General features: G+C 65.5%; 27 protein-coding genes and 4 tRNA genes. 10 read left to right on the top strand and 21 right to left on the bottom strand.

Annotation, left to right across the window (positions count from 1 at the left end):
* Nucleotides 1-88: 88 nt before the first annotated feature.
* Entirely contained in the window at nt 89-1,465 is a 1,377-nt protein-coding gene (otsA, locus tag WS46_RS16155) for an alpha,alpha-trehalose-phosphate synthase (UDP-forming) (protein ID WP_059523680.1), read from the bottom strand.
* On the bottom strand, nt 1,462-2,214 hold the full coding sequence (gene otsB, locus WS46_RS16150; protein WP_059523682.1) for a trehalose-phosphatase: 753 nt from the start codon (nt 2,212-2,214) through the stop codon (nt 1,462-1,464). Before otsB ends, otsA begins: the two co-directional genes overlap by 4 nt.
* Nucleotides 2,215-2,497: 283 nt before the next feature.
* Between otsB and WS46_RS16145 the strand changes: the two genes are divergently transcribed.
* From WS46_RS16145 to WS46_RS16135, 3 genes are read left to right on the top strand one after another with little or no spacing between them, the layout of a single operon-like run.
* A complete protein-coding gene (locus tag WS46_RS16145; RefSeq protein WP_059691101.1) occupies nt 2,498-3,142 on the top strand; it encodes an SCO family protein in 645 nt (214 codons plus the stop codon).
* An 8-nt stretch (nt 3,143-3,150) separates the two neighbouring features.
* Nucleotides 3,151-3,591: a copper chaperone PCu(A)C gene (locus WS46_RS16140; protein ID WP_059691100.1), complete on the top strand. Its 441-nt coding sequence runs from the start codon at nt 3,151-3,153 to the stop codon at nt 3,589-3,591.
* A 10-nt stretch (nt 3,592-3,601) separates the two neighbouring features.
* Nucleotides 3,602-4,474 (top strand): cytochrome c oxidase assembly protein, encoded by an 873-nt coding sequence (locus tag WS46_RS16135; protein ID WP_059691099.1) that lies wholly within the window; start codon nt 3,602-3,604, stop codon nt 4,472-4,474.
* 12 nt (nt 4,475-4,486) lie between these two features.
* Here WS46_RS16135 and WS46_RS16130 read toward each other — a convergent pair whose 3' ends face one another.
* Complete coding sequence (locus WS46_RS16130; protein WP_059691098.1) at nt 4,487-4,978, bottom strand: GNAT family N-acetyltransferase; 492 nt, start codon at nt 4,976-4,978, stop codon at nt 4,487-4,489.
* Nucleotides 4,979-5,105: 127 nt separating this feature from the next.
* Entirely contained in the window at nt 5,106-5,972 is an 867-nt protein-coding gene (locus tag WS46_RS16125; RefSeq protein ID WP_059523692.1) for a pirin family protein, read from the bottom strand.
* A 110-nt stretch (nt 5,973-6,082) separates the two neighbouring features.
* Between WS46_RS16125 and WS46_RS16120 the strand changes: the two genes are divergently transcribed.
* Both WS46_RS16120 and WS46_RS16115 read left to right on the top strand, forming a co-directional pair.
* The gene (locus tag WS46_RS16120) at nt 6,083-7,000 is read left to right on the top strand and encodes a LysR family transcriptional regulator (protein ID WP_059691097.1); all 918 of its coding nucleotides are present in this window, start codon (nt 6,083-6,085) and stop codon (nt 6,998-7,000) included.
* A 114-nt stretch (nt 7,001-7,114) separates the two neighbouring features.
* On the top strand, nt 7,115-7,618 hold the full coding sequence (locus WS46_RS16115) for a GAF domain-containing protein (RefSeq protein WP_059691096.1): 504 nt from the start codon (nt 7,115-7,117) through the stop codon (nt 7,616-7,618).
* Nucleotides 7,619-7,692: 74 nt separating this feature from the next.
* Here WS46_RS16115 and map read toward each other — a convergent pair whose 3' ends face one another.
* Together map and WS46_RS16105 are read right to left on the bottom strand one after the other, a co-directional pair.
* Nucleotides 7,693-8,499 carry a type I methionyl aminopeptidase gene (gene map / locus WS46_RS16110; RefSeq protein WP_059523698.1) on the bottom strand — a complete coding sequence of 269 codons (807 nt, stop codon included), beginning with the start codon at nt 8,497-8,499 and terminating at the stop codon, nt 7,693-7,695.
* Nucleotides 8,499-8,735 (bottom strand): ParD-like family protein, encoded by a 237-nt coding sequence (locus WS46_RS16105; RefSeq protein WP_059691095.1) that lies wholly within the window; start codon nt 8,733-8,735, stop codon nt 8,499-8,501. The genes map and WS46_RS16105 overlap by 1 nt, the downstream gene beginning before the upstream one ends.
* Nucleotides 8,736-8,884: 149 nt before the next feature.
* Between WS46_RS16105 and WS46_RS16100 the strand changes: the two genes are divergently transcribed.
* Nucleotides 8,885-9,544, top strand: a complete 660-nt coding sequence (locus WS46_RS16100) for a helix-turn-helix domain-containing protein (RefSeq protein WP_059523701.1) — start codon at nt 8,885-8,887, stop codon at nt 9,542-9,544.
* The gene (locus tag WS46_RS16095) at nt 9,541-10,089 is read left to right on the top strand and encodes a GNAT family N-acetyltransferase (RefSeq protein WP_059691094.1); all 549 of its coding nucleotides are present in this window, start codon (nt 9,541-9,543) and stop codon (nt 10,087-10,089) included. Before WS46_RS16100 ends, WS46_RS16095 begins: the two co-directional genes overlap by 4 nt.
* Nucleotides 10,090-10,354: 265 nt before the next feature.
* Here the strand turns inward: WS46_RS16095 and WS46_RS16090 are convergent, their stop codons facing one another.
* The 10 genes from WS46_RS16090 to uvrC form a co-directional block, all read right to left on the bottom strand.
* Nucleotides 10,355-11,047, bottom strand: coding sequence for a hypothetical protein (locus tag WS46_RS16090; RefSeq protein ID WP_059691093.1), 693 nt, complete (start codon nt 11,045-11,047; stop codon nt 10,355-10,357).
* Nucleotides 11,048-11,059: 12 nt separating this feature from the next.
* Nucleotides 11,060-11,674, bottom strand: coding sequence for a hypothetical protein (locus WS46_RS35355; protein WP_156437284.1), 615 nt, complete (start codon nt 11,672-11,674; stop codon nt 11,060-11,062).
* Entirely contained in the window at nt 11,671-12,411 is a 741-nt protein-coding gene (locus WS46_RS16085; protein ID WP_059691092.1) for a hypothetical protein, read from the bottom strand. The genes WS46_RS35355 and WS46_RS16085 overlap by 4 nt, the downstream gene beginning before the upstream one ends.
* A 94-nt stretch (nt 12,412-12,505) precedes the next feature.
* Complete coding sequence (locus WS46_RS16080) at nt 12,506-13,705, bottom strand: site-specific integrase (RefSeq protein ID WP_059691091.1); 1,200 nt, start codon at nt 13,703-13,705, stop codon at nt 12,506-12,508.
* A 169-nt stretch (nt 13,706-13,874) separates the two neighbouring features.
* Nucleotides 13,875-13,948: transfer RNA gene (locus WS46_RS16075), tRNA-Cys, on the bottom strand.
* Between the two features lie 100 nt (nt 13,949-14,048).
* Nucleotides 14,049-14,124: transfer RNA gene (locus tag WS46_RS16070), tRNA-Gly, on the bottom strand.
* 51 nt (nt 14,125-14,175) lie between these two features.
* Nucleotides 14,176-14,251 (bottom strand) — tRNA-Gly (locus WS46_RS16065).
* Nucleotides 14,252-14,304: 53 nt separating this feature from the next.
* A tRNA-Gly gene (locus WS46_RS16060) sits at nt 14,305-14,380 on the bottom strand.
* Between the two features lie 144 nt (nt 14,381-14,524).
* Entirely contained in the window at nt 14,525-15,112 is a 588-nt protein-coding gene (gene pgsA / locus WS46_RS16055) for a CDP-diacylglycerol--glycerol-3-phosphate 3-phosphatidyltransferase (RefSeq protein WP_006757520.1), read from the bottom strand.
* Between the two features lie 99 nt (nt 15,113-15,211).
* Nucleotides 15,212-17,242 carry an excinuclease ABC subunit UvrC gene (gene uvrC / locus WS46_RS16050; protein WP_059691090.1) on the bottom strand — a complete coding sequence of 677 codons (2,031 nt, stop codon included), beginning with the start codon at nt 17,240-17,242 and terminating at the stop codon, nt 15,212-15,214.
* A gap of 76 nt (nt 17,243-17,318) precedes the next feature.
* On the opposite strand from uvrC, the gene earP reads away from it, so the two are divergent.
* The 3 genes from earP to WS46_RS16035 all read left to right on the top strand — a co-directional run bounded on the left by earP (nt 17,319) and on the right by WS46_RS16035 (nt 20,859).
* The gene (earP, locus tag WS46_RS16045) at nt 17,319-18,506 is read left to right on the top strand and encodes an elongation factor P maturation arginine rhamnosyltransferase EarP (protein ID WP_059691089.1); all 1,188 of its coding nucleotides are present in this window, start codon (nt 17,319-17,321) and stop codon (nt 18,504-18,506) included.
* 138 nt (nt 18,507-18,644) lie between these two features.
* On the top strand, nt 18,645-19,202 hold the full coding sequence (gene efp / locus WS46_RS16040; protein ID WP_034206788.1) for an elongation factor P: 558 nt from the start codon (nt 18,645-18,647) through the stop codon (nt 19,200-19,202).
* A 271-nt stretch (nt 19,203-19,473) separates the two neighbouring features.
* Nucleotides 19,474-20,859 (top strand): sigma-54 dependent transcriptional regulator, encoded by a 1,386-nt coding sequence (locus tag WS46_RS16035; protein WP_059523708.1) that lies wholly within the window; start codon nt 19,474-19,476, stop codon nt 20,857-20,859.
* A 173-nt stretch (nt 20,860-21,032) separates the two neighbouring features.
* Here the strand turns inward: WS46_RS16035 and nagZ are convergent, their stop codons facing one another.
* The 5 genes from nagZ to era form a co-directional block, all read right to left on the bottom strand.
* Nucleotides 21,033-22,061, bottom strand: a complete 1,029-nt coding sequence (gene nagZ, locus WS46_RS16030) for a beta-N-acetylhexosaminidase (RefSeq protein ID WP_059523709.1) — start codon at nt 22,059-22,061, stop codon at nt 21,033-21,035.
* A 16-nt stretch (nt 22,062-22,077) separates the two neighbouring features.
* Nucleotides 22,078-22,518, bottom strand: coding sequence for a holo-ACP synthase (acpS, locus tag WS46_RS16025; RefSeq protein WP_059691088.1), 441 nt, complete (start codon nt 22,516-22,518; stop codon nt 22,078-22,080).
* A gap of 69 nt (nt 22,519-22,587) precedes the next feature.
* On the bottom strand, nt 22,588-23,364 hold the full coding sequence (gene pdxJ / locus WS46_RS16020; protein ID WP_059691087.1) for a pyridoxine 5'-phosphate synthase: 777 nt from the start codon (nt 23,362-23,364) through the stop codon (nt 22,588-22,590).
* Nucleotides 23,361-24,200, bottom strand: coding sequence for a DNA repair protein RecO (gene recO, locus WS46_RS16015; protein WP_014897645.1), 840 nt, complete (start codon nt 24,198-24,200; stop codon nt 23,361-23,363). Before recO ends, pdxJ begins: the two co-directional genes overlap by 4 nt.
* The gene (gene era / locus WS46_RS16010; protein ID WP_059523712.1) at nt 24,187-25,086 is read right to left on the bottom strand and encodes a GTPase Era; all 900 of its coding nucleotides are present in this window, start codon (nt 25,084-25,086) and stop codon (nt 24,187-24,189) included. Before era ends, recO begins: the two co-directional genes overlap by 14 nt.
* Nucleotides 25,087-25,106 lie beyond the last annotated feature (20 nt).

Raw genomic sequence — 25,106 nt, 5'->3', positions numbered from 1 at the left:
GCGCCGCGCAGCCGACAAAAAAAGCCGCCGTGCTTCACGCACGGCGGCTTTTTTTATGGCGTCGCACCACCTTCGCCGCGCGCGCGGATTACACGCGCTGCAGGTCGCGCAGGAAGTTGTCGCGCCACACCGACACGTTGTTCTCGCGCAGCTGCGCGATCATGTCCGCATAGCGCGCGCGCCGCTCGGCGAGCGGCATCGTCAGCGCCTGCGACAGCGCGTCGGCCATCCCGTCGATGTCGATCGGATTGACGATCAGCGCGCCGGTCAGCTCGCGCGCCGCGCCCGCGAAACGCGACAGCACGAGCACGCCCGGATCCTCCGGATTCTGCGCGGACACGTACTCCTTCGCGACGAGATTCATGCCGTCGCGCAGCGGCGTCACGAAGCCCACGCGCGCGAGGCGATACAGCGCGGCCAGCACCTGCCTGTCGTACTGGCGGTGAATGTAGAGGATCGGCGCCCAGTCGAGCTCCGCGTAGCGGCCGTTGATGCGCCCCGACTCCGCTTCGAGCTGCAGGCGGATGTCCTGGTACGCGCGCAGGTCGGCGCGCGTCGACGGTGCGATCTGCAGGAACGACACGCGGTTGCGGATCGACGCCTGGTGCTCCAGCAGTTTCTCGAACGCGCGGAACCGCTCGACGAGCCCCTTCGAATAATCGAGGCGGTCGACGCTCATGATCAGCTGGCGCCCGCGCAGCGACGTGGCCATGCGCGCGGCCTTGCCGTTCTCGCCGGCCTGCGCGAGCGACGCGATCTCGTCCGGATATACGCCGATCGGATAGGCGGCCGCACGCAGCGTGTTGCCGAACGCGCTGACGCGCACCGTATGCCCTTCGCGCGCCACTTCGCCGCCCGCCTCGAACTCGATGTAGTCGCAGAATGCGCGCAGGTCCGGATCGGTCTGGAAGCCGAGCAGGTCGAACGCGCACAGCGACTCGACAAGCTCGCGATGCGGCGGCACGTTGACGAGCACCTGCGCGGCCGGAAACGGAATGTGCAGGAAAAAGCCGATGCGGTTCTTGACGCCGGCCGCACGCAATGCACGCGCGAACGGGATCAGGTGATAGTCGTGCACCCAGATCACGTCGTCGTCCTGCAGCAGCGGCACGAGCTGCTGCGCGAGCCAGACGTTCACGCGGCTGTAGCCTTCGAACTCGTGGCGGTCGTACTGGATCAGGTCGGCGCGGTAATGAAACGCGGGCCACAGCGTCGCGTTCGAGAAGCCTCGGTAATACTGGTCGTAATCGCGGCGCGACAGCCCGACGGTCGCGAACGTCACGGGGCCGCGCTCCTCGATTCGGATCTGCGGCGCACCGGACGCGACCACCTCGCCGCTCCAGCCGAACCACATGCCGCCCGTCTCCTTCAGCGCGTCGTACACGCCGATCGCGAGGCCACCCGCCGCCGGCTCGCCTTCCGAAATCGGGGCGACGCGGTTCGAAACGATGATGAGCCGACTCATGCGCCCTGCTGCTCCGCGCCAAGCCAGCGGGCGATCTGCTCGTGCAGCGCGTCGACCGAGTCGAGCCGCGTACGGGCCGACGTCTCGCCCGCGCCGACCTTGATCGACACGCCGCCGCGCGCATTGACCACCGCGAAGCCCTTCTCGTCGGTCAGGTCGTCGCCCGCGAACAGCGGCATGCGGCCCGCGAACGGCGGCTCGTCGAGAAACGCGGCCAGCGCGCGCCCCTTGTCGACGCCCTTCGGCTTGATCTCGAATACCATCTTGCCGGGCTGCAGCACGTATGCATCCGCATATTCGGCGACGAGGCGCTCGGCCGCTGCGCGCGCGGCCGGCTCGCGCTCGGGCGCGTTGCGGTAGTGCAGCGCGACGGCCGCGCCCTTGATTTCGAGCAGCATGCCCGGATGACGGTCGACGACGGCCGCGAGCTCGCGCTCGATGCGCAGCAGCCGCTCGTCGTTGAAGCCGATGCGCTGCGTGTCGCCGTTCGCATCGCGACGTTCGGCGCCGTGCAGGCCCGCGATCGGCAGGTCCGGCATGTTCAGGAACGTGTCGAGATTGTCGATCCCGCGACCCGACACGACGGCGACCGCACCGTGCGTGCGACGCCGCAGTTCATCGAGCAGCGTCAGCAGCGACGGCGGCACGTGAATGCTGTCGGGCGTCGGCGCCAGCTCGACGAGCGTGCCGTCGAAGTCGAAAAAGAACGCGGTATCGGTCAGGGACAAGGAAGCCGGAACGGATTGCATCGATTCGATGGTCTGAGGAGCGGCCTGCAAACGCGGGGCCGCCGCTGCGAGAATGGAATTGTGCGCATCTTACCGCGCCTGCGTGGCGAGATGGGCGAAACCGGTGGGGCACGAGCCTCGCGCGGCCCTCCGCGTCAACTGCGACATATTGCCCCGCTCGCCCGTGCCGTACGGGTTTCGAAAGGACGCAGGCGCGGGAATTGCGCTACAGTCGGCAACCGCCGGCCGCGCGACGCATGGCGCCGCGCCGGCCGACGACCGTTCCGTCCGATCGAGCCCCAGGATGTCGTCTGCCCGTCCCGCGCCGCACCGGCGCCTCTTCAGTCTGCCCCGCTTCGTCCGCACGGCCGCGGCGCTGAGCGCCGCCGTCGCGCTCGCCGCATGCACGCACGACGAGCCGAACTGGCAACTGACCAACGTCACGGGCCACCTGCCCGACCTGTCGTTCACGCTCACCGGCGGCGATGGCCGCGCGGTCGACGCGAACGCGTTTCGCGGCCGCGTCGCGCTCGTCTACTTCGGCTATACACACTGCCCGGACGTCTGCCCCGAAACGATGGCACGGCTGATGGAAGTGCTCGCGAAGCTCGGCCCCCAGGCGAACGACGTGCGCATCCTGTTCGTCTCGGTCGATCCGGCACGCGACACGCCGCAGGCAATGCAGTCGTACGTCGCCGCGTTCGACGCCGCGCACGCGCGCGGCCTGACCGGCACCGACGGCCAGATCGAATCGCTCGCGAAGCGCTATCGCGTCGCATACCAGATGGAAAAACGCGATCCGTCCGGCGGCTACGAGGTCACGCACAGCTCGGCCGTCTACATCTTCGACGCGAACGGTCGCGCGCGCCTGCTCGCGACCGACCGCGACTCGCCCGACGCCATCGCCGCCGATGTGCGCCGGATCATCGACACCGTCCCCACCACCTGAACTCCGACATGAAGACGACCCTCAAGACGTTCGCCCTCCTCGCCGCGCTGTGCACCGGCGCGCACGCGTATGCCGCCGGCGCGATCTCCGCGCACAACGCATGGGTGCGCTGGCTGCCGAACAAGCTGCCCGCGGGCGGCTACGTGACGCTCGTCAACACGGGCGACAAGCCGGTCGATCTCGTCGACGTCGACAGCCCCGACTACGGGATGGCGATGCTGCACCAGACGGTGTCGAACGGCTCGACGCAGAAGATGGAAATGGTCGACAAGCTGACGATCCCCGCGCGCGGCAAGGTCGACATCGCGCCGGGCGGCTATCACTTCATGCTCGAGGAACCCAGGCACGCGATCAAGCCCGGCGACACCGTGCGCCTGCGCCTGAAGTTCTCCGACGGCGAGACGGTCGACACGCCGTTCGCCGTGAAGTCGCCGGCCCAGGCGAAGTGATGCGCGCGCGATGAACGTCCTGTACTGGCTCGATCCTTGGGAACCGTCGCCGACCGTGGTCATCGCGGTGCTGACGGCCGCCGTGCTGTTCGCGCGCGGCGTGAAGAAGGCGAAGGTGTCGCCGCTGCGGCAGTTCTCGTTCTGGCTCGGGCTGACGGCGCTCTACATCGCGCTGCATACGCGGCTCGACTACTTCTTCGAGCACGAATTCTTCCTGCACCGCGCGCAGCATCTCGTGCTGCATCACCTCGGGCCGTTCTTCATCGCGCTGGCCTACCCGGGCGCGGCGATCCGCGCGGGCATCCCGTTTCGCTGGCGGCAGCGCTTCGTGCGCCCCGCGCTCGCCTGGGCGCCCGTGCGCGCGACGCTCGACGTGGTGTTCCATCCGGTCGTCGCGGTCGTGCTGTTCGTCGGGCTGATCTATTTCTGGCTGCTGTCGCCGATCCACTTCATCGCGATGCTCGACTGGCGCCTGTATCGCGTGATGAACTGGAGCATGGTGATCGACGGGTTGCTGTTCTGGTGGCTCGTCGTCGATCCGCGTCCCGCGCCGCCCGCGCGGCTGTCGCCGGGCCGCCGGATCCTGATCGTCGTCGCGGCGATCCCGCCGCAGATCGCGCTCGGCGCGCTGATCTTCTTCACGCCGCACGAGCTGTATCCGATCTATTCGATCTGCGGACGCGCATTCACGTGGCTCAGCCCGCTGCGCGACCAGCAGATCGGCGGCCTGCTGCTGTGGATCCCGGGTTCGATGATGAGCGTGATCGGCGCGCTGATCGCGCTGCGGCACTGGCTGCGGCTGTCGGCGCGCGGCCGCCTGATCGACGAGCGGGCGGCCGCCCGGCGCACGCAAAACCCGCCGGTGACACGCGCCGCCCACTGACGGCGCGGCGCGTCAGCCGCGCGCGCTGGTCATCCACACGTGCGGGATGCCGTCCTCGTCGTGCACGTCCGAGCTCGGCGTGAAACCGAATGCCCCATAGAAGCGCTGCAGATGGGCCTGTGCATGCAGGCTCACCTGCGCATCCGGCCACTGCGCGCGGATGTGCTCGAGCGCGCGCGACAGTAGCGCGTTGCCGAGGCCCGCGCCGCGAAACGGTGCGGTCGTCAGTACGCGGCCGATGCGCACGTCGGTGTGCTGCGCATCCGGCAGCAGCACGCGCAGATAGCCGGCGAGACGGCCCGCCGAATCGTACGCGGCCAGGTGCCACGCGGCCTGATCCGCACCGTCGATGTCGCGATACACGCAGTTCTGCTCGACGACGAACACGGCGCTGCGCGCGTCGAGGATCGAATAGAGTTCACGCGCCGTCAGCGCGTCGAAGGATTTCCAGTGCCAGTCGAGATCGTCGGCGCGCGCGGAGGCGGCAGGTGCGGAAGCATTCATGGTCGGTCCTGATTCAAGCGCGCCGGCCGGCGCGCGGCAACCGTCGATTATGCCTCGAAGCGCACGCGGCACGCGTGCCGCCGCTCCGCGCATGAAAAAAAGCCCCGCGTTGCGCGGGGCCTGTCCGTCACGCCGGCATCTGGCCGAAGCGGCCGCTGTTGAAATCGTCGATCGCGGTCCGGATTTCCTCTTGCGAGTTCATCACGAACGGCCCGTAACCGACGACCGGCTCATCGATCGGCTCGCCGCTCAGAATCAGCAGCTTGGCGTCGCCGTTCGCTTCGATCTCGACGTCGCGGCCGTCGCGGCTCAGTTGCACGAACTGCGCCTCGCGGGCGACCGTCTCGCCGTTCACCAGCAACGTCCCGCTCAGCACGACCACCGCGAGCGTCCGCCCTTCGGCGATCGGGAACCGTGCACGGCCGCCTGCTGCAAGCCGCACGTCCCACACGTCGATCGGCGTGTGCGTGCGCGCCGGGCCGCGCCGCCCGTCGAACTCGCCCGCGATGATCCGCGCGCGACCTGCGCCGTCCGGCAATTCGACCACCGGGATGTCCGCGTCCAGAAGCGTCTGATAACCGGGCGCACCCATCTTGTCGGCGGCGGGCAGGTTCACCCACAGCTGCACCATCTCGAGCGGGCCGCCGCGCTTCGTGAACGCTTCCGAGTGGAATTCCTCGTGCAGGATCCCGCTGGCGGCCGTCATCCACTGCACGTCGCCCGGGCCAATCACGCCGCCTGCGCCGGTCGAGTCGCGGTGCGCGACTTCGCCGTCATAGACGATCGTCACCGTTTCGAACCCGCGGTGCGGGTGCTGGCCCACCCCGCGCGGCGCCGAAGCCGGCTCGAAGTTCGCAGGACCGGCGTAGTCGAGCAGCAGGAACGGGCTCAGGTGCATGCCGTGAGACTGATAGCTGAACATCGAACGCACCGGGAAACCGTCGCCGACCCAATGACCGCGCGGCGCACTGTACACACCCTGGATCTTCTTCATTTGCCTTCTCCGAATTGCGGCGAAACACGTGTTTCGCATCCTGAGGAGGAATATAGAGGTGGAACGATCGATCCGGTAGACTGCCAAAATCGCACTCAGCGTTCCATTTCATGAACGATAACGGACGGGATCTGAACGATCTCTATTACTTCGTGCAGGTGGTCGAGCACGGCGGCTTCGCGCCGGCCGGACGCGCGCTGAACATGCCGAAATCGAAGCTGAGCCGCCGCATCGCGCTGCTCGAAGCGCGGCTCGGAATGCGGCTGATCCAGCGCTCGACACGCCGCTTCACTGTCACCGACGTCGGCCAGACCTATTACGCGCATTGCCGCGCGATGCTCGTCGAAGCCGACGCCGCCGACGAGGCGATCGCGCTGCTGCACGAGGAGCCGCGCGGCATCGTGCGGGTCAGTTGCCCGGTCGTGCTGCTCGATTCGCTGGTCGGCGCGATGATCGCCGCGTTCATGGTCGCGTGCCCGCGCGTGGAAATTCACCTGGAAGCGACCAACCGGCGCGTCGACGTCGTCGGCGAAGGGATCGACGTCGCGATCCGCGTGCGCCCGCCGCCGCTCGAGGACAGCGATCTCGCCCTGCGCGTGCTGGCCGAGCGCGGGCAGTGTCTCGTCGCGAGCCCCGCGTTGCTGCGCGAGCGGGGCGTGCCGGCCGTCCCCGCCGACCTGACCCGCTTGCCGAGCCTGGATCACGGCGTGCCGCAGGCCACGCACGTGTGGCGGCTGCGCGGCCCCGACGGCGCGCAGGCGGAAATCCACCACCAGCCGCGGCTCGTGACGGGCGGCATGCTCGCGCTGCGCGCGGCGGCCGTCGCGGGCGTCGGCATCGTGCAGTTGCCGACGATGATGGTGCGCGACGAAGTCGCGCGCGGCGAACTGGCGACCGTGCTGCCGGACTGGGCACCGCGCCGCGAGATCGTGCACGCGGTGTTCGCGTCGCGGCGCGGGCTGCTGCCCGCGGTGCGCGCGTTGCTCGATTTCCTGGCCGAGCGGTTCGCCGAACTCGAACCTGACTGAGCGGCGGCGCCCGCGAACCACGCGCTGCAAACGGGCCGCGCGTGCCGTAGACTGCGGGACGCGCATCGCGTTTTTCACAACCCCGCTGCCCACAACCCTTTTCGCATTTCAGCCATGTTCACGCTGTCCACCGACCCTCACGCCTCCAAGGCCGAACTCTATGCGACGCTCGTCGAGCAGGCACGCGCGCTCGTCGAAACGGAACGCGACCTGATCGCGAACGCCGCGAACTTCTCCGCGCTCGTCTATCACTCGCTCGACCGCCTGAACTGGGCCGGCTTCTATTTCTTCGACGGGACGGAACTCGTGGTCGGCCCGTTCCAGGGCAAGCCCGCGTGCGTGCGGATCGCGCTCGGCAAGGGCGTGTGCGGCACCGCCGCGCAGACCCGCGAGACGCAGGTCGTGCGCGACGTGCACGAATTCCCCGGCCATATCGCCTGCGATGCCGCGTCGGAATCGGAAATCGTCGTGCCGCTGGTGGCCGCCGACGGCACGCTGATCGGCGTGTGGGACGTCGACAGCCCCGTTGCCGCGCGCTTCGACGACGAGGACCGCAACGGGATGGAAGCGCTCTGCCGCGTGTTCGTCGAACACGCATGGCGGAAGACGCGCGGTTGAGCCGCGCGACGCCAAATGAAAAGGCCCCATCATGGGGCCTTTTCATTGCGCCGCTGCGTGCGGCTCACCGCGCGTCAGGCCGCGTGCGTGCCGGACAGCGCCGCGAACGCCGGCGGCGTCACATCGTCCGACAGGATCTCGAAGCCCTGCTCCGTCACGACGACCATGTGCTCCCATTGAGCGGACAGCGAATGGTCCTTCGTGACGACCGTCCAGCCGTCGGCCAGCACGCGCGTGTCGCGCTTGCCCGCATTCAGCATCGGCTCGATCGTGAAGATCATCCCCGGCCGCAGCGGCACGCCGGTGCCCGGGCGGCCGTAGTGCAGCACCTGCGGCTCGTCGTGATACACGTCGCCGATCCCGTGCCCGCAATACTCGCGGACCACGCTGAACCCTTCGCGATGCGCGACCTGCTGGATCGCGTAGCCGACGTCGCCGAGCGTCGCGCCCGGACGAACCGCGCGGATGCCCGCATGCATCGCCTCGTAGGTCGTCGCGACGAGGCGCCGCGCCAGTTCGCCCGGCTCGCCGACGAAGTACATGCGGCTCGTGTCGCCGAACCAGCCGTCCTTGATCACCGCGATGTCGAGATTCACGATGTCGCCGTCGCGCATCGGCCGCGACGACGGAATGCCGTGACAGACCACGTGGTTGACCGACGTGCACAGGGTTTTCGGATAACCGTGGTAGCCGATGTTCGCCGGGATCGCGCCGAGCTCGTCGACGATGTATTCACGGCAGCGTGCATCAAGCTCGTCGGTGGTGACGCCCGGCTTCACGTGCTCGGTGATCATCGTCAGCACTTGGGACGCGAGCTTCGCAGCCTCGCGCGACCTGGCGATTTCCGCGGCACCGCGGATCGGGATTTCGCGTCTCGCCATCACGCCACCTGCTCGACGCCGTGGGCGACCGACTCCGTCGGCCCGGCGTCGCCGCCGCGTGCTTCGGTCTCGATCAGCATCCGGCAGATATCGCCGTAGGACAGCGACGGATTGAGCTCCGCGAGCATCCCGACGCGCAGCCAGTGCTCCGCCTGTGCATTGATCGAACGGCTCAGCGCGGTACTGGTCGAGCGCAGCCGTTCGTGCATGTGCTCGGATATCTTGATGATTCCCATATGTCTCTAATTAAACGAAATATAGCCGTTTCGTATATTACGCTCGCTCCGATCGCCGAGCAAGCGCCTGGCCGACAGCGAATCCTCGATCCGGGACAGCAGCAATTCCGTTGACATCGAATTCCAGCTTGCTGGAAAATCAATCCATCATGCAAGAATCAACCGCCACCCCCGCCGACGACACCGGCATCAACGAACGGATCGCCCGGCGCGTGCGCGACCTGCGCACGCTACGAGGCTACACGCTCGATGCGCTCGCTGCGCGTTCCGGCGTCAGCCGTTCGATGATCTCGCTCATCGAGCGTGCGTCGGCGAGCCCGACGGCCGTCGTGCTCGACAAGCTCGCGGCCGGTCTCGGCGTGTCGCTGGCCGGGCTGTTCGCCGGCGATCGCGACGACGCACCCGCGCAGCCGCTGGTGCGGCGCGCACAGCAGGCGGAATGGCGCGATCCGGCGTCCGGGTACGTGCGGCGCAATCTGTCGCCGCCCGGCTGGCCCTCGCCGATCCAGCTCGTCGAGATCGATTTCCCGCCCGGCGCGCGCGTCGCGTACGACTCCGGCGGGCGCGAAAGCGCGCTGCATCAACAGGTGTGGGTCGTCCGCGGGCGCGTCGACGTCACGTTCGGCGACCAGCTTCACGAACTGCACGAAGGCGACTGTCTGGCCATGCGCGTCGATCAGCCGCTGGTTTTCAGCAATCCGTCGTCGCACGTCGCGCGCTATGTCGTCGCGATCTGCGATGCCCCCGCCGCCGTCGGCGCGCGGAATGTGTCATCCGTTCAAGGCCGACAGGCGCAGGAGCCCGTATGAATTCCCCGACACCGCGCGGCGACGTGCGCCTGATCGATTGCAGCGAGGCCGAGCATGCCGCGGCCATTCTCGAGATCCTGAACGACGCGATCGTGAACTCCACCGCGCTGTACGACTACCGGCCTCGCCCGCCGGAAGCGATGGTCACGTGGTTCGCGACGAAGCGCGCCGGCGGGTTTCCGGTCGTCGGCGCGGTCGACGAATCGGGCACGCTGGTCGGCTTCGCGAGCTGGGGTACGTTCCGCGCGTTCCCGGCGTTCAAGTACACGGTCGAGCACAGCGTCTACGTCCACCGCGACCATCGCGGCCGCGGGCTCGGCGAGTTGCTGCTGCGCGAGTTGATCCGGCGTGCGCGCGAGGCCGACGTGCATTTGCTGGTCGGCTGCATCGACGCGACCAACGGCGGCAGCGTCGCGCTGCATACGCGGCTCGGCTTCGTGCACTCGGGCACGATCACCGAAGCGGGCTTCAAGTTCGGCCGCTGGCTCGATGCGGCGTTCTACCAGTTGAGGCTCGACACGCCGGCACGGCCGGTCGACGGCTGACCGGCATCGCCGAATGTTCGGCACGCTTACAGGCGCTGACGCAGAAGCGGATCGAACAGATCCGCGGCGGATCAGCCACGACGGACGAACGGGTGCACCGAGCCATCACAAAGCAGCTTTCATCGAGCGACCCGCGCCGTCCTGGAAGGAAAGCTCGGTCGCTCCCAAGTCTTCCGGACTTTGAGGAGCAGCAGAAGCACCAAGCTGCGCGAGTCTGAGCTCGGTCGGCCTCATGAGGCCGACGGGCAAGCAAATTTTGCAGACGTTACGCACCTAGCCCAAGTCTGCGCAATTCAGCGATGGTTTCAAGCCCCGCCGGCTGCACCACACTGTGAGGCAGCGGCTCGTCCTCGAAATAGTACGCAGCGCCGACCACTTCTTCCGGACGAAATCGCGGAACCTTGCCAATATTGTCAAACTGGGCAAGAAACTCATCAGTCGACGTGGGTCGAGAAGCCTTTAACGAAGTGAGGATCTTGGCCTGCCATCCGGCGTCCTCTTCAGTGATCGGCCACGAAGCCAAGTCGAGCAAGTCGATACCGTAGTGTTCTAACACTGCTAAGACGAAAGTGGCACATGTCAACCCTGCCCCAAGTTCCGTTTTAATCAATTGCTTCGTGTCTCTATCAAAGTATTCACCACCGTCGTAGACAATCGAGTACGGAAGTCTAGTCGAATTGATAGATTGCAGAGTCACCAACAAACCAATCAGGGCGCTGGCCGTAAAGGGGTCAAGAAAATCAGAAATTACATATGCGTAGCCCGGATCAATCTGCCTGTATCTGCACGTATTGTGCCATGCAAGATCAAATAAGTGGAGGGTATCCCCATCACCCTTGACCACGAATCCGACGTGCCGTTGCCCCTCAGTGTGGGTTACAGCCTCACCGCAGATTACAATTGCGAGAGACAAATCTTCCGGCAACCGATCGTCTACTTTGTGCAGCGCGATTGTCATACGTCAGTATTATTAACGATCTAGACCACGAAGCAATTTCGCCGCATTATGTCCGCGGTTATCGAGCTCTCGCCGAGCGGAATTCAACAATCCCCGCCATGCCGGCAAATGCTGCCGAGCAGAAAACGACGAACGCAACATAGCGATTATTGAGTATTCAGTCAACTCCTTTACTTCCGCCTCCTTGAGAAGGCGATTTATCATCGCATAGGATCTATGACGAAAACTTTGCTCGATAAAATATACGAGATAAAACGACGCCAACTGCGGCCTACCAGCCTTTTCGTAGCTCGCAACTACGCCTTTGGCACGACTCAACTCAGAGAACATCGCTGTCTCCGATGATTCAGCACCCGACGCATCAATCGTCAGGACGGAGGACCAAATCGTAACGGCACTTTTCAGGATAGTGCGCGACGACCTCATCCAAACGTCAGAGGCATTCAGCGCAGACATGTCTTCGACGCTAGTTTTCCAAGTTCGAAGTACGGCGCGAGCCGCATCAACCTTCACCGCCTGACTTACCCAATCATCGTCCACATCGGATGTAGTCGATGTGCTTAATACGCGCTCATAGCTATGCGGCACCTCAACGCTTCGTGCCGGATTGACGCCAACACGTATCATGGCCTGACTCCTTCTTTCACCATCGCTTCAGCCGAATCTATCAACTCATCGAAAATTCCGACGATTTTATCGGCCGGAAGTGGATTAGCATGATCAACGGGGGTACTAAAATCCAATTCCGCCCGACAATACATAGAATCAGATATGCTAGGAACCGGACCCACAGGAGTTATATTTATCAACTGAAGAGAAAGCGTCGATAGCTTGATCAAGCGATTTACAACACTACCATCGAGGTTCTTGGATTCACGCGGATAATTGACCTGCACAAACAAGTCTTTAACATTCGACTCTTTAGAATTCAGAATTGGCAAATAATCGCCTATCGCTGCATTACCGTCCTTGATACTATCGACAGGCATTAGAAGCACCGCGCCGAATGCAACGCGGACCCACGGAACCTCGTTCCCCTTCGCTTCTAACCACGTTTTCACCGGCTTCCGAAGAGCCGAAAGAAAGTCGGCTGCACCTCCGAGAATGGGCAGCTTCGGGCCACCCGCGTCGACTGCCGAATAGATCCAATCGGCCCGGTTGAAAGCGATTCTCATATCCAACCTGCCCGGCCCGAACGCCCCAGTTTCGGAGTGCTCGAGCACGTTGGGTTTCGACGTGACCTGCTCCGGAGCAACGCCTACGGCAATCTGCCACCAGTCCTCGGCCTTTCCAACTGGTTGCTGACTTATGAATGAAGCCCGTAGCGACTGGACTTCCCACGCACCGATGTCCGGCAAAGCCATGAAATTCTCCTGTTTTTGGCGATTGTACACGGCGCGCCGTGAGTTACATCTTTTCCTTTCATGCCCAAGGGCCACCCCTGGCATCTCGTCAATATCACCACATCCTAGCCGCCAGATCGCTTCCCCACAGGTTCGCATACCGCATCAGTACCTTGGGATTGGTGTGGCCGGTAATCTTCGCGATCTGAATATCACTCAGTGTAGTCCGCTCGACCAGCCGCGACGTCGCCTCATGCCGGAGATCATGGAACACGAGGCCCGAGCATCCTGCAGCGTCGAAGATCCGTCCAAACTGAGCCGATAGGCGCGACGACACGCGTGCGAGCACCTTTCTCCGTAGCAGCGGCGCACCTCCCGCGCGCATCGATACTTCTATCTCATCCACCCAAGGGAATAGCTGCCCGCCGTCGAAGGTGAAGCCATTCATTTCGGGATCCCGGCTGGTCACCGCCGCAATGTAGCGCTCGTAGGCAGCTATCGCCACTGTCGTAAGTGGCACAGCACGCTTGCTCCCGTTTTTTGTCCGCTCGAGCGCGGCCGTCCGGCGGCCGACGTCGAATTGGTCGATCCCGAGCGTATACATTTCCCGCATTCGCATCGCTGACTCGATACCCAACTCGAAGAGAAACACCAGTGCCGGCCGGTACGGTAGCTCGAACGCGCGCTCGCGCCCCTTCGGCTTACCGCCTGCCATCAGTCGCCGAATCTCCACCAGCTCCGCATCACTCGGCCGACGATCACGATGCACGTCCTCCTTCGCGTCGACATCCTGCGCCTCCACCGCGACGCGGTCTTCTTCGGTATAGGTCGCGTAGCGCTTCGGGAGCAGCCGGATAGGATTCGTTGCCAGCATCGGCGTACCAGATCTCACCACCCAATCGAGGCAGCGAGCAAGCGCACCGACATAGTGACGAATCGTTGATGGGGAAAGATGGTCACGACGCTTCATGCTCGTGACCCATTGCTCGACCCACCTATAGTCGAGAGTAGACAGCGCCTTCGCCTTCGTGGCCTCGCGGCCGAGCAGTGCATTCAGCACCTGAACATCGGAGTCGGGGACAGAGACGCGTCGCAGATAGGCCCGGATTGCGTCGCCAGTGGTCGCGAGCGCGTCGTGCTGCTGCACGACCTCTTCCGGCACGATGCCGGCGTCGAGCAGCTGCTCGAGGCGGGCGACGTACGCATCGCCCTCTTCCTCAGTATCGAACGTGAGCGAAAGTGGCTTTGGTAGAAGCTTCGCTCGCTTGAGTGCGTATTCCCACGTGCCGGAGGGGCGCCGTCGTTTGTTCGCCATGCTTGGTCAACTCGCCTCGATTGCCAATTAGCCGATTGACGGGTGGTTGGCGTCGGTTTTTGGTTGGTTAGAGGCGACTTTTTACCACTCTTGGCGATCCATTTCCATCTTTGGAAAGACGCAGAAAAAAGAAAAGCCCTGACGAATCAGGGCTTTATCTCGTTCTACTTGGAGGCGCGAGCCGGAGTCGAACCGGCCTAAACGGCTTTGCAGGCCGCTGCATAACCGCTTTGCTATCGCGCCAAAAGCGGACTGTCCGTATGCCGTGGAGGCAAGCGACAGATTTTTATTCGAGGACCATCAGTCCATCAAATAAAAAGGGAAGCGTGGCTTCCCCATTACTTGGAGCGGGAGACGAGTCTCGAACTCGCGACCTCAACCTTGGCAAGGTTGCGCTCTACCAACTGAGCTACTCCCGCATTGTCCTGCACCTGCAGCGCTTTGCCGTACAACACGCTGCCAGAAAAATCTGGAGCGGGAGACGAGTCTCGAACTCGCGACCTCAACCTTGGCAAGGTTGCGCTCTACCAACTGAGCTACTCCCGCATGTGTCCTGCATCTGCAGCGCTTTGCCGTACAACACGCTGCCAGAAAAAATCTGGAGCGGGAGACGAGTCTCGAACTCGCGACCTCAACCTTGGCAAGGTTGCGCTCTACCAACTGAGCTACTCCCGCGTATTGCTGCGCTACTGCTTCCCCGTCACACACTTACTTCGTCGTGCAGCGGAGAAGCGAGATTATGTCGAAGGCACATTCGTGTGTCAAGGGCTTTTCCAGCCCTTTTTCCAAAAACCTGCGCAACCGCCCGTGCGGGGCTGCTCACGCGCCGCCGCGCTCGCGAATCTGCGGCCATGCAAGCTTCATGTAGTACAGCATCGACCAGATCGTCAGCACCGCCGCGAGGTACATCAGCCACTCGCCCCACACGCGCGTGTCGATCGTCGCGATGCCGAGCGGCAGCGGGCCGTAGTACAGCAGCATCGGGATCGCGACCATCTGGCACGCGGTCTTGAACTTGCCGAGCTGGTTCACCGCGACGCTCTTCGACGCGCCGATCTGTGCCATCCATTCGCGCAGCGCCGAGATCGCGATCTCGCGGCCGACGATCACGAGCGCGATCGCCGCATCGACCCGCGAAATCTGCACGAGGATCAGCAGCGCGGCGGTCACCATCAGCTTGTCCGCGACCGGATCGAGGAACGCGCCGAACGACGACGTCTGGTTCCACTTGCGGGCGAGAAACCCGTCGAACCAGTCGGTCAACGCGGCGAGGATGAAGATCGCCGCCGCCGCGAGGTTGCGGTGCGCGCCGCCCATCACCGTGTCCGGCAGATAGAACACGCCGACGACGAGCGGGATCAGCACGATCCGTACCCACGTCAGGAAAATCGGGAAATTGAACGGCATGGCATGCGGGTCAGTAAAGGATTCGCAATTGTGCCGTGTCGACCGGCCTGCCACAAGAACGCGAGATCGCGCGCTGGGGCCGCCGGCCGCACGGCCGCTTCAGTGAAGCTGCTTGTAGATCTGCTCGGCGAGTGCGTGCGAGATGCCGTCGACGCTCGCCAGTTCCTCGACGCTCGCGGCCACCACGCCGCGCAGCCCGCCGAACCGCGCGAGCAGTCGCTGCCGGCGTTTCGCACCGACCCCTTCGAGCTCCTCGAGCCGCGAGGTCTGGCGCGCCTTCGCCCGCTTCGCGCGCATCCCGGTGATCGCAAAACGGTGCGCCTCGTCGCGGATCTGTGCGACGAGCATCAGCGCGGCGCTCTCCTTGCCGAGTTCGAGCGGCGCGCGGCCGTCCGCGAACACGAGCGTCTCGAGGCCCACCTTGCGCCCTTCGCCCTTCGCGACACCAACCAGCATCGACGTGTCGAGCCCGAGTTCGGTGAACACCTGTCGCGCGATCTCGACCTGCCCCTTGCCGCCGTCGATCAGCACGATGTTCGGCAGCAGGCTCGATGCCTCGGCCTTGCGCGTCGATTCGCCGTCGATGCCGGCCGCGTCGTCGGCGGACGCCGCCTGCGCGGCCTGCTCGACCATCTTCTCGTAGCGACGCGTCAGCACCTGCCGCATGGCCGCGTAATCGTCGCCCGGCGTGATGCCGGTGATGTTGTAGCGACGGTACTCGCCCGACTGCATCTTGTGATGGTGATAGACGACGCACGACGCCTGCGTCGCCTCGCCCATCGTGTGGCTGATGTCGAAACATTCGATCCGCAGCGTTGCAAGATCGTCGCCTTCGAAGCTGAGCGTCTCCGCGAGCGCGCGCGTGCGCGCCTGCTGCGAGCCCTGCTCGGACAGCAAACGTGCGAGCGCGATCTGCGCGTTCTGCTGGGCCATCGACAGCCACGCGCGCCGCTGCCCCTGCGGCTGCCGCACCAGCGAGACCTTGTGACCGGCCTGCTCGGACAGCAGTTCGAGCAGGTCGCGGCTCGCAGGCGCGTGGCTCACGACCAGCACGGGCGGCACGCGGTTGCCGAGATAATGCTGTGCGATGAACGCATCGAGCACCTCGGCCTCCACCGACGCCCCCGCGTCGCGCGCGGCGGCAGCATCTTCCGCAGGCCCGTCGGGCAATGCCGCGGCGGTTTCATCGGCAGCGTCCGCCGCCTCGGCTTCGTCGCCGAGCCCGCCTTCGGCAAGCGTCAGCGCACTTTCGACGTGCGTCGGGAAATAAGCCTTGTCGCCGAGATGCCGGCCGCCGCGCACCATCGCCAGGTTCACGCACACGCGCCCGCCCTGCGCGACGACCGCCAGGATGTCGACGTCGCTGTCGCTGCCGACCTCGATCGCCTGCTGGTGCAGCACCGTCGCGAGCGAGCTCATCTGGTTGCGCACGGCGGCCGCCTGCTCGAACTTCAGGTCGGCGGCGAACGCGTGCATCTTCTGCTCGAGCTCCTTCATCACTTCCGACTGCCGGCCGAGCAGAAACCGCGCGGCATTCGACACGTCGATCGCGTAATCGTCCTCGGAAATCGCGCCGACGCACGGCGCCGTGCAGCGCCCGATCTGATGCAGCAGGCACGGCCGCGTGCGGTTGTTGAAGACCGAATCCTCGCAGGTGCGCAGCTGGAACACGCGCTGCAGGATCTGGATGCTCTCGCGCACGGCCCATGCGCTCGGGAACGGCCCGAAATACTGGTTCTGCTTGTCGACCGAGCCGCGGTAGTACGCCATGCGCGGAAAGCGGTGCGCTGTGAGTTTCAGGTACGGATACGACTTGTCGTCGCGAAACAGGATGTTGTAGCGCGGCGTGAGCGCCTTGATCAGGTTGTTCTCGAGCAGCAGCGCCTCGGCCTCCGAGCGCGTGACGGTCGTCTCGATGCGCGCGATGCGCGTGACCATCATCGCGATGCGCGGCGACAGCTGCGTCTTCGTGAAATAGCTCGATACGCGCTTCTTCAGGTCGCGCGCCTTGCCGACGTAAAGCACGGCGCCCGCCGTGTCGTAGTAGCGGTAGACGCCCGGCATGTGCGGCAACTGCGCGAGGATCTTCTTGGGTTCGAACGGGATGTCGGCGGCTTCTGGGGATGTCATGCGTGATCCGGGTGCCTTGTGGCGCGGAACGGGTCCATTAGAATCGCCAGTTTAGAGCATTCACCGGCCCGCTTCGATGCCCCGCACCGCCCCCGCCTCCCCTGCGCCGCTCGCACCCGACGAACCGATCGCGTGCGACCTCTTCTGCACCGTGATCGACAACTTCGGCGACATCGGCGTGTGCTGGCGCCTCGCGCGCCAGCTCGCACACGAGCATGGCTGGCAGGTGCGGCTCTTCATCGACGATCTGCGCACGTTCGCGCGGCTGCTGCCGGGGGTCGATCCCGATGCCGGGCGGCAGACGCTCGACGGCATCGTGATCGAACACTGGCATGCGGAAGTCGGCGATGCGCTGGAGATCGCCGACGTCGTGATCGAGGCGTTCGCGTGCGAGCTGCCCGGCGCGTATCTCGCGGCGATGGCGCGCCGCGCGCGCCGCCCCGTGTGGATCAATCTCGAATACCTGAGCGCCGAGGACTGGGTCGCCGATTTCCATTTGCGGCCATCGCCGCATCCACGCTACCCGCTGCTGAAGACGTTCTTCTTCCCGGGTTTGTCGGCCGGCACGGGCGGCGTGCTGAAGGAACGCGACCTCGACGCGCGCCGCACGGCCTTCGAAGCCGACGCGGCAGCGCGCGCCGCCTGGTGGCGGCAGGCGACCGGCGACGCGCCGCCGGCGCCGGGCACGACCGTCGTCAGCCTCTTCGCCTATGAAAATCCGGCCGTCGACGCGCTGCTCGCGCAGTGGCGCGACGGCCCGTCGCCCGTCGTCGCGCTCGTGCCCGTCGGCCGCATATCGCCGGCCGTCGCCCGTTTCTTCGGGGTCGAATCGTTCGGCGCCGGCGCGCGCGCGACCGCCGGCAACCTGACCGCTTACGGGCTCGCGTTCGTCCCGCAGGCCGACTATGACCCGCTGCTATGGGCGGCCGACATCAACTTCGTGCGCGGCGAGGACTCGTTCGTCCGCGCGCAATGGGCGCGCAAGCCGTTCGTGTGGCACATCTACCCGCAGGCCGACGACGCGCACCTGCCGAAGCTCGACGCCGCGCTCGCGCACCTGTCGGCTGGCCTCGCCGACGCGCCGCGCGCGGCGCTCGAGCGCTTCTGGCACGCATGGAACGGCGGCGGCACGCCCGATTGGGCCGATTTGCTGCAACATCGTGCCGCGCTGGACGCCAACGCGGCATGCTGGGCCGACGCGCTGGCTGGCGTCGGCGATCTCGCCGGAAAGCTGGCGGAATACGCAAAATCTCAGTTAAAATAAGCGGTTATCCGACGGCTGACCACGCAAGCGCTCGCGTTTGGGGCTCTTGGCACCCACCGGAACGCCACCCGCTTGCGCCGTCAGCCGTTGTGCAACGCTCAGGCACCTATTTATTTGATTGGATCAGGACAGTTTTTTATGAAGACCGCACAGGAACTCCGCGTAGGCAACGTCGTGCAGATCGGCAGCGACGCATGGGTCATCGCAAAGACGGAATACAACAAGTCGGGCCGTAACGCCGCCGTCGTCAAGATGAAGATGAAGAACCTGCTGACGAACGCAGGCCAGGAATCGGTCTACAAGGCTGACGACAAGTTCGACGTCGTCGTGCTCGATCGCAAGGAAGTGACGTATTCGTACTTCGCCGATCCGATGTACGTGTTCATGGACGCCGACTACAACCAGTACGAAGTCGAAGCGGAAATGATGGGCGAAGCGCTGAACTACCTCGAAGACGGCATGGCGTGCGAAGTCGTGTTCTACAACGAGAAGGCGATCTCGGTCGAACTGCCGACGATCCTGGTTCGCGAGATCACCTACACGGAACCGGCCGTCAAGGGCGACACGTCGTCGGGCAAGGTGCTGAAGAACGCCAAGCTCGCAACGGGCTTCGAGCTGCAAGTGCCGCTGTTCTGCAACACCGGCGACAAGATCGAAATCGATACGCGCACGAACGAATATCGCAGCCGCGCGTAATCGCCCGCGATTTCCGGATCGAACAAAGCGCCCTTCGGGGCGCTTTTTGTTTGTCTGCCGCCAACAGCACCGATGCGTCGGCACCATGGGCAACACAAAATCCAGCACTAAAGGTATTCAATTTGTATCATCGGTAACTGTTTTATAGCGACAAAGAAATAATGCACGTCAGGTGTTCAGCGGGGCATAAAATCAGTTTTTAATCTGACATGCGGCTGCGGCCGGCTCGATGGCCGACAGCCCGCCTCTCTTGACTCGACTCGCGTCCACCATGCCACACGCCCTGATTGTCGAAGACGATCCCAACAGTCTGTCCGGCCTGACCGCACTGCTCGCCGCGGACGGCTTCTCGGTCGACACGGCCACGTCGCTCGCCGAGGCACGCACGGCGCTCGGCCGCTCGATTCCCGATGTCGTCCTGGTCGACCTGAACCTGCCGGACGGCAGCGGATTCGACCTGCTCCAGCATCTGCCGCAGCAGCAGCCGAACGGCTCGCTGCCGGTGATCGTGTTGACGGGCAACGCGACGGTCGAGAGCGCGATCGAAGGCCTGCGTCACGGCATCTGGGATTACCTGCTGAAGCCGATCAACATTCCGCGCCTGCGCAGCCTGCTGGCCCGGATTCCGCGTCCCTACGAACTGATCGACGAAGTGCGGACGTTGCGCGCGTCGCTGCGCCACCTGGGCCGTTTCGGCGCGCTGGTGGGCCGCAGCGAGGCGATGCAGCACGTGTACGACATGATCGAGCACAACGCCGGCACCGAAACGGCCGTGCTGTTCACGGGCGAAGCCGGCACCGGCAAGAAGCTGGCCGCGCGCACGCTGCACGACCTGAGCCGGCGCCGCAAGGGGCCGTTCGTGTCGTTCGACTGCCGCACGATCGCACATGCCGGGCGTCACGGCGCATCGCTCGACAGCGTGCTGTTCGGCCATGAACGCGGCGCGTTCGACGGCGCCGAGCGGCGCGAATCGGGCCTGTTCGAACAAGCGGGCGGCGGCACGCTGTTCCTCGACGAGATCACCGCACTGCCGCTCGTGCTGCAGGAGGCGCTGCTGCATGCGCTCGACTCGCAGAACTTCATGCGGATCGGCGGCACGAGCTCGATCGCGAGCGACTTCCGGCTGATCGCGACCACGCGCCGCCCGGCCCGCGAGGCAGTCGCGAACGGCACGCTGCGCGAGGATCTGTGGCTGCGTCTCGACGCGGCATCGATCACGATGCCGCCGCTGCGCGAGCGCGACGGCGATGCACTCGCCATCGCGGACGCGCTGATCGACGAACTCAACCGCGAAGCGCGCGCCACCGGCCGCAGCACGACCGACAAGCGCGCGGCCCCCGGCTTCGTGCGCGAATGCCTGTCCTACGAATGGCCCGGCAACGTGCGCGAATTGCAGGAGCGCGTGCGTTTCGCCTATGACGCGTCCGGTGATTTCATCGAAACGCTGCGCGCGGGCGAAGCGAGCTTCGCGGCCGGCGCCGCGCTGAACGGCAGCAGCGTGCAGATCAAGGTCGGCACCCCGCTGTCCGACGTCGAGGACCTGCTGATCCGCGCGACGCTCGACGCGGTCGGCGGCACGCGCCATCGCGCGGCGACGCTGCTCGGCATTAGCCCCAAGACGCTGTACAACAAGCTGCAGCGGATGAAGGTCAACTGACCGCGTCGCCCGTTGTTCGGGGCGCTGGCGGGGGTTGACGGTTAGTTGCACGAGGCCATGTCGCCTTGCACCTCGCCCCGCGTCGGTGGAACAGCAAAAAGCCGCGCACAAGCGCGGCTTTTTGCTTTCGACAACGACAACGGGAAAGGCGGCATCGCGCCGCCCTTCTCCGCTTACGCCAGCGCGCTGCCGAGCAGCGCCTGCGCCTGCAGATACTCGGGTTGCGCGATCAGTTTGTCCCACTTGAGCGGCTTGCCGCGCGCACGCATCCGCTTGATGCGCCGCACCGACTCGGCCGACGCCTGCGCCTTCAGCCCGTTCAGCACGACCTCGGCCGCGTCCGGCTGGTTGCAGACGAGCACCATGTCGCAGCCGGCGGCGAGCGCCGCGTCGGCCGCCTGCGTGAGCGTGCCGCCTTCGCGTGCCGCCTCCATCGACAGGTCGTCGCTGAAGATCGCGCCCGTGAAACCGAGCTGCCCGCGCAGGATGTCCTGCAGCCACACGCGCGAGAAGCCCGCGGGCCGCTTGTCGACCTGCGTGTAGATCACGTGCGCGGGGATCACCGCGGACAGCGACAGGCCAAGCCAGTCGTACGGGGCCACGTCCTGCTTGAGGATCGCATCAAGCGGCCGGTCGTCGGTCGGCAGCGCGACGTGCGAATCGGCTTCCGCGAAGCCGTGCCCCGGAAAATGCTTGCCGCAGTTCGCCATGCCCGCGAGCGACAGCCCGTGGTTCAGGCTCTTCGCGAGCAGCGTGACGACGCGCGGGTCGCGATGAAACGCGCGATCGCCGATCACCTTCGAATGCCCGTAGTCGAGATCGAGCACCGGCGTGAAGCTCATGTCGATCCCGCATGCGCGCAGCTCGGCGGCCAGGATGTAGCCGACCGCCGTCGCGACCTTCGTCGCGAGCAGCACGTCGCGGTCCCACAGCTCGCCGAGTCGGCGCATCGCCGGCAGCACGGTGAAGCCATCGGTGCGGAACCGCTGCACGCGGCCGCCTTCATGATCGACGGCGATCAGGATGTCCTCGCGCACCGCGCGAATCGAATCGGTCAGCGCGGTCAGTTGCGCGCGGTTCTGGAAATGCCGTGCGAACAGGATCACGCCGCCGGTGTTCGGATGCGCAAGGCGCCGCGCGTCGTCGCGCGACAGGGCCGTGCCGACGACGTCGAGCATGACCGGGCCGGGAGTCGTTTTCATCGAATCGGGAAGTCCGTCAGGGAGTGGTTCGGGAAACAGGTGCGGGTGCAGGCGGCGGCGCGGCATCGGCCTCGGCGACCACGAATGACACCGCGTAGTCGCGTTCGTCGCTGACCGTCACACGCGCCGTGATGCCGCGCGCGGCGAGCCAGTCGGCCAGCTCGCCCGATGCGACGACGTACGGTTCGCCGCTGCGCTGGTTGAGGGTCTGCAGCGCGCGCCACGTCATCGGCCAGTGCATGCCGAGCCCGATCGCCTTCGAGAACGCTTCCTTCGCGGAAAAGCGCGTCGCGAGAAACGCGATGCCGCGCGCCTCCGAGCGCGCACGGCGCGCATGGAACACGCGCAACTCGTCGGGGCCGAGCACCTTCTCGGCGAACCGGCCGCCCGTGCGCTCGAGCACGGCCGCGATGCGGCTCACCTGGACGATGTCGGTGCCGATGCCGTAGATCGCCATCTCAGCGCCCGCCGTGATGCGCGGACGATGCCGGGCGACGAGCGAAGCGCGCACGCACGCAACGCATCGTCAGCGCGCGCCGCCGTGCAGCGCGGCGACCCGTGCAGCGACCATGATCGCCTTCATCTCGCGCACCGCGTTGTCCCAGCCGGCGAAGATCGCGTGCGCGACGATCGCGTGGCCGATGTTCAGTTCCACGATGCCGTCGATCGCGGCGATCTGCTGCACGTTCGTGTAATGCAGGCCGTGGCCGGCGTTGACCTTGAGGCCCAGTTGCGCGCCGGCCTGTACGCCCGCGACGATGCGCTCGTATTCGCGCTGCTGCTCGGCTTCATCGTGCGCATCGGCGTAGCGGCCGGTATGCAGCTCGACCACCGGTGCGCCGGCTTCATGCGCGGCGCGGATCTGCGTCTCGTCCGGATCGATGAACAGCGACACGCGCACGCCGGCGTCGGCGAGCTGCCTGCATGCCGCACGCACGGCCTCGAAGCGGCCGGCAACGTCGAGACCGCCTTCGGTCGTCAGTTCCTCGCGCTTCTCCGGCACGAGGCACGCGTCGTGCGGACGCACTTCGCATGCGATATCGAGCATCTCGGCCGTCACCGCGCATTCGAGGTTCATCCGCGTCTTCAGCAGCGGGCGCAGCTTGCGCACGTCGGCGTCGACGATGTGGCGGCGGTCCTCGCGCAGGTGCAGCGTGATCGCATCGGCACCGGCCTCTTCGGCGGCGAGCGCCGCGCGGACCGGATCGGGATAGGTCGTGCCGCGCGCGTTGCGCAGCGTCGCGACGTGGTCGATGTTCACGCCGAGGTCGATGGCGGTGGGCGTTGTCAGGAAGAAACTCATAGGTTTTGCAGGTCGATCAGGATCTGACGCGTGGCAAGCGGCGTACCGCCGAGATAGGTGTTCAGCAGGAAGCGCATCAGCGTCTTGCTTTGCGCGACCGTCTGGGCTCGATGGTAATCGTCCTGCTCCATGTCGAGCAACGTCTGTCCGGTAATCACCGGCCAGTGCGACGGTACGTCGTCGTCCGCATTGCGCACGCCGCGCTCGGGATCGAACACGTAGCGGCGATCCGGTTCGACCGCACGGCGCGCGACCGTGCGGTTCAGCGCCATCGCATAGCCGGTCTCTCGCAGCAGCACGCGCTCGAACGAACGCAGCACCTGCACCGCGGGTTCGCCGTGCGCAAGGCGCGTGAGGGTGAGCACGTAATGATTGAAGAGCGGCGGCTGCGGATCCTCGCGCGCGCAGAATTTCACGAGCAGCTCGTTCGCGTAGAAGCCGCACAGCAGCCCGTCGCCGCCGAGCGGCAGCATCCCGCCGACCCACTCGGCACCCGTCAGCGTGCGTACTTCGGATTTGCCCGACCAGGACAGCAGCAGCGGCTGGAACGTCTGCAGCACGCCGCGCAGCGCGGAGTGCGGGCGCTTCGCGCCCTTCGCGACGAGCGCGAGGCGGCCGTGATCGCGCGTGAGCACGTCGATGATCAGGCTCGTTTCCCGGTACGGATAGCTGTGCAGCACGAACGCCGGCTGTTCGGCGACGCGGAAATCGGACGTGCGAGACGTCGCGCGCCGCGCCTTGCGACGCGGCGGTTCGGGCGGTGCCGGCAACGGCGCGTCGTTCGCGCCGGCGGTCACCGCGTCTTCGGTTGACGTCAGCGCGTCATTCGTACCCATAGGCGCGCAGCCCCGCCTCGTTGTCGGCCCACCCGCTCTTCACCTTCACGAAGGTCTCGAGATACACGGGGCCGTCGAACAGCTTCTCCATGTCCATCCGCGCCTCGGTGCTGATCTGCTTGAGCTTCTCGCCCTTCTTGCCGATCACCATCGCCTTGTGCGAATCGCGCTCGACGAGGATCGTCGCGAAGATACGCTTCAGGCGCCCTTCCTCCTCGAACTTGTCGATCAGCACGGTGCTCGTGTATGGCAGTTCGTCGCCGGTCCAGCGGAACACCTTCTCGCGCAGGATTTCGGCCGCGAGGAAGCGCGAGCTGCGGTCGGTCAGTTCGTCCTCGCCGTAGATCGGCTCGCCTTCCGGCAGGTACGGCTTGATCGTGTCCAGCAGGCGCTTGATGTCTTCCGGCCGCTGCGCCGACAGCGGCACGAGTTCGGTGAATTCGCGCAGCTCGCTCACCTTCTGCATGAACGGGAACAGCGTCGCCTTGTCGGCGACGCGGTCGATCTTGTTCGCGATCAGCAGCGTCGGCATGCCGGGCGGGATCAGATCGAGCACCTTCTGGTCGTCGGGCCCGAAGCGGCCGGCCTCGATCACGAACAGGATCACGTCGACCGACGTGAGCGTCGACGTGACCGCGCGGTTCAGCGAGCGGTTCAGCGCGGTGCTGTGGCGGGTCTGGAAGCCCGGCGTGTCGACGAACACGAATTGCGCGTCGTCGAACGTGTTGATGCCGGTGATGCGATGGCGGGTCGTTTGCGCCTTGCGCGACGTGATGCTGATCTTCTGGCCGACGAGTGCGTTCATCAACGTCGACTTGCCGACGTTCGGGCGGCCCACGATCGCGATCATGCCGCAACGGAAACCGGTAGGAGCGGGAGTGTTCATATCGTTTGGGAGACAGGTTC

The organism is Burkholderia sp. RF4-BP95 (assembly GCF_001521985.1).
Classification (GTDB): domain Bacteria; phylum Pseudomonadota; class Gammaproteobacteria; order Burkholderiales; family Burkholderiaceae; genus Burkholderia; species Burkholderia diffusa.
The sequence above is the reverse complement of the archived record's forward strand: the minus strand, read 5'-3'. Positions and strand labels throughout refer to the sequence as shown.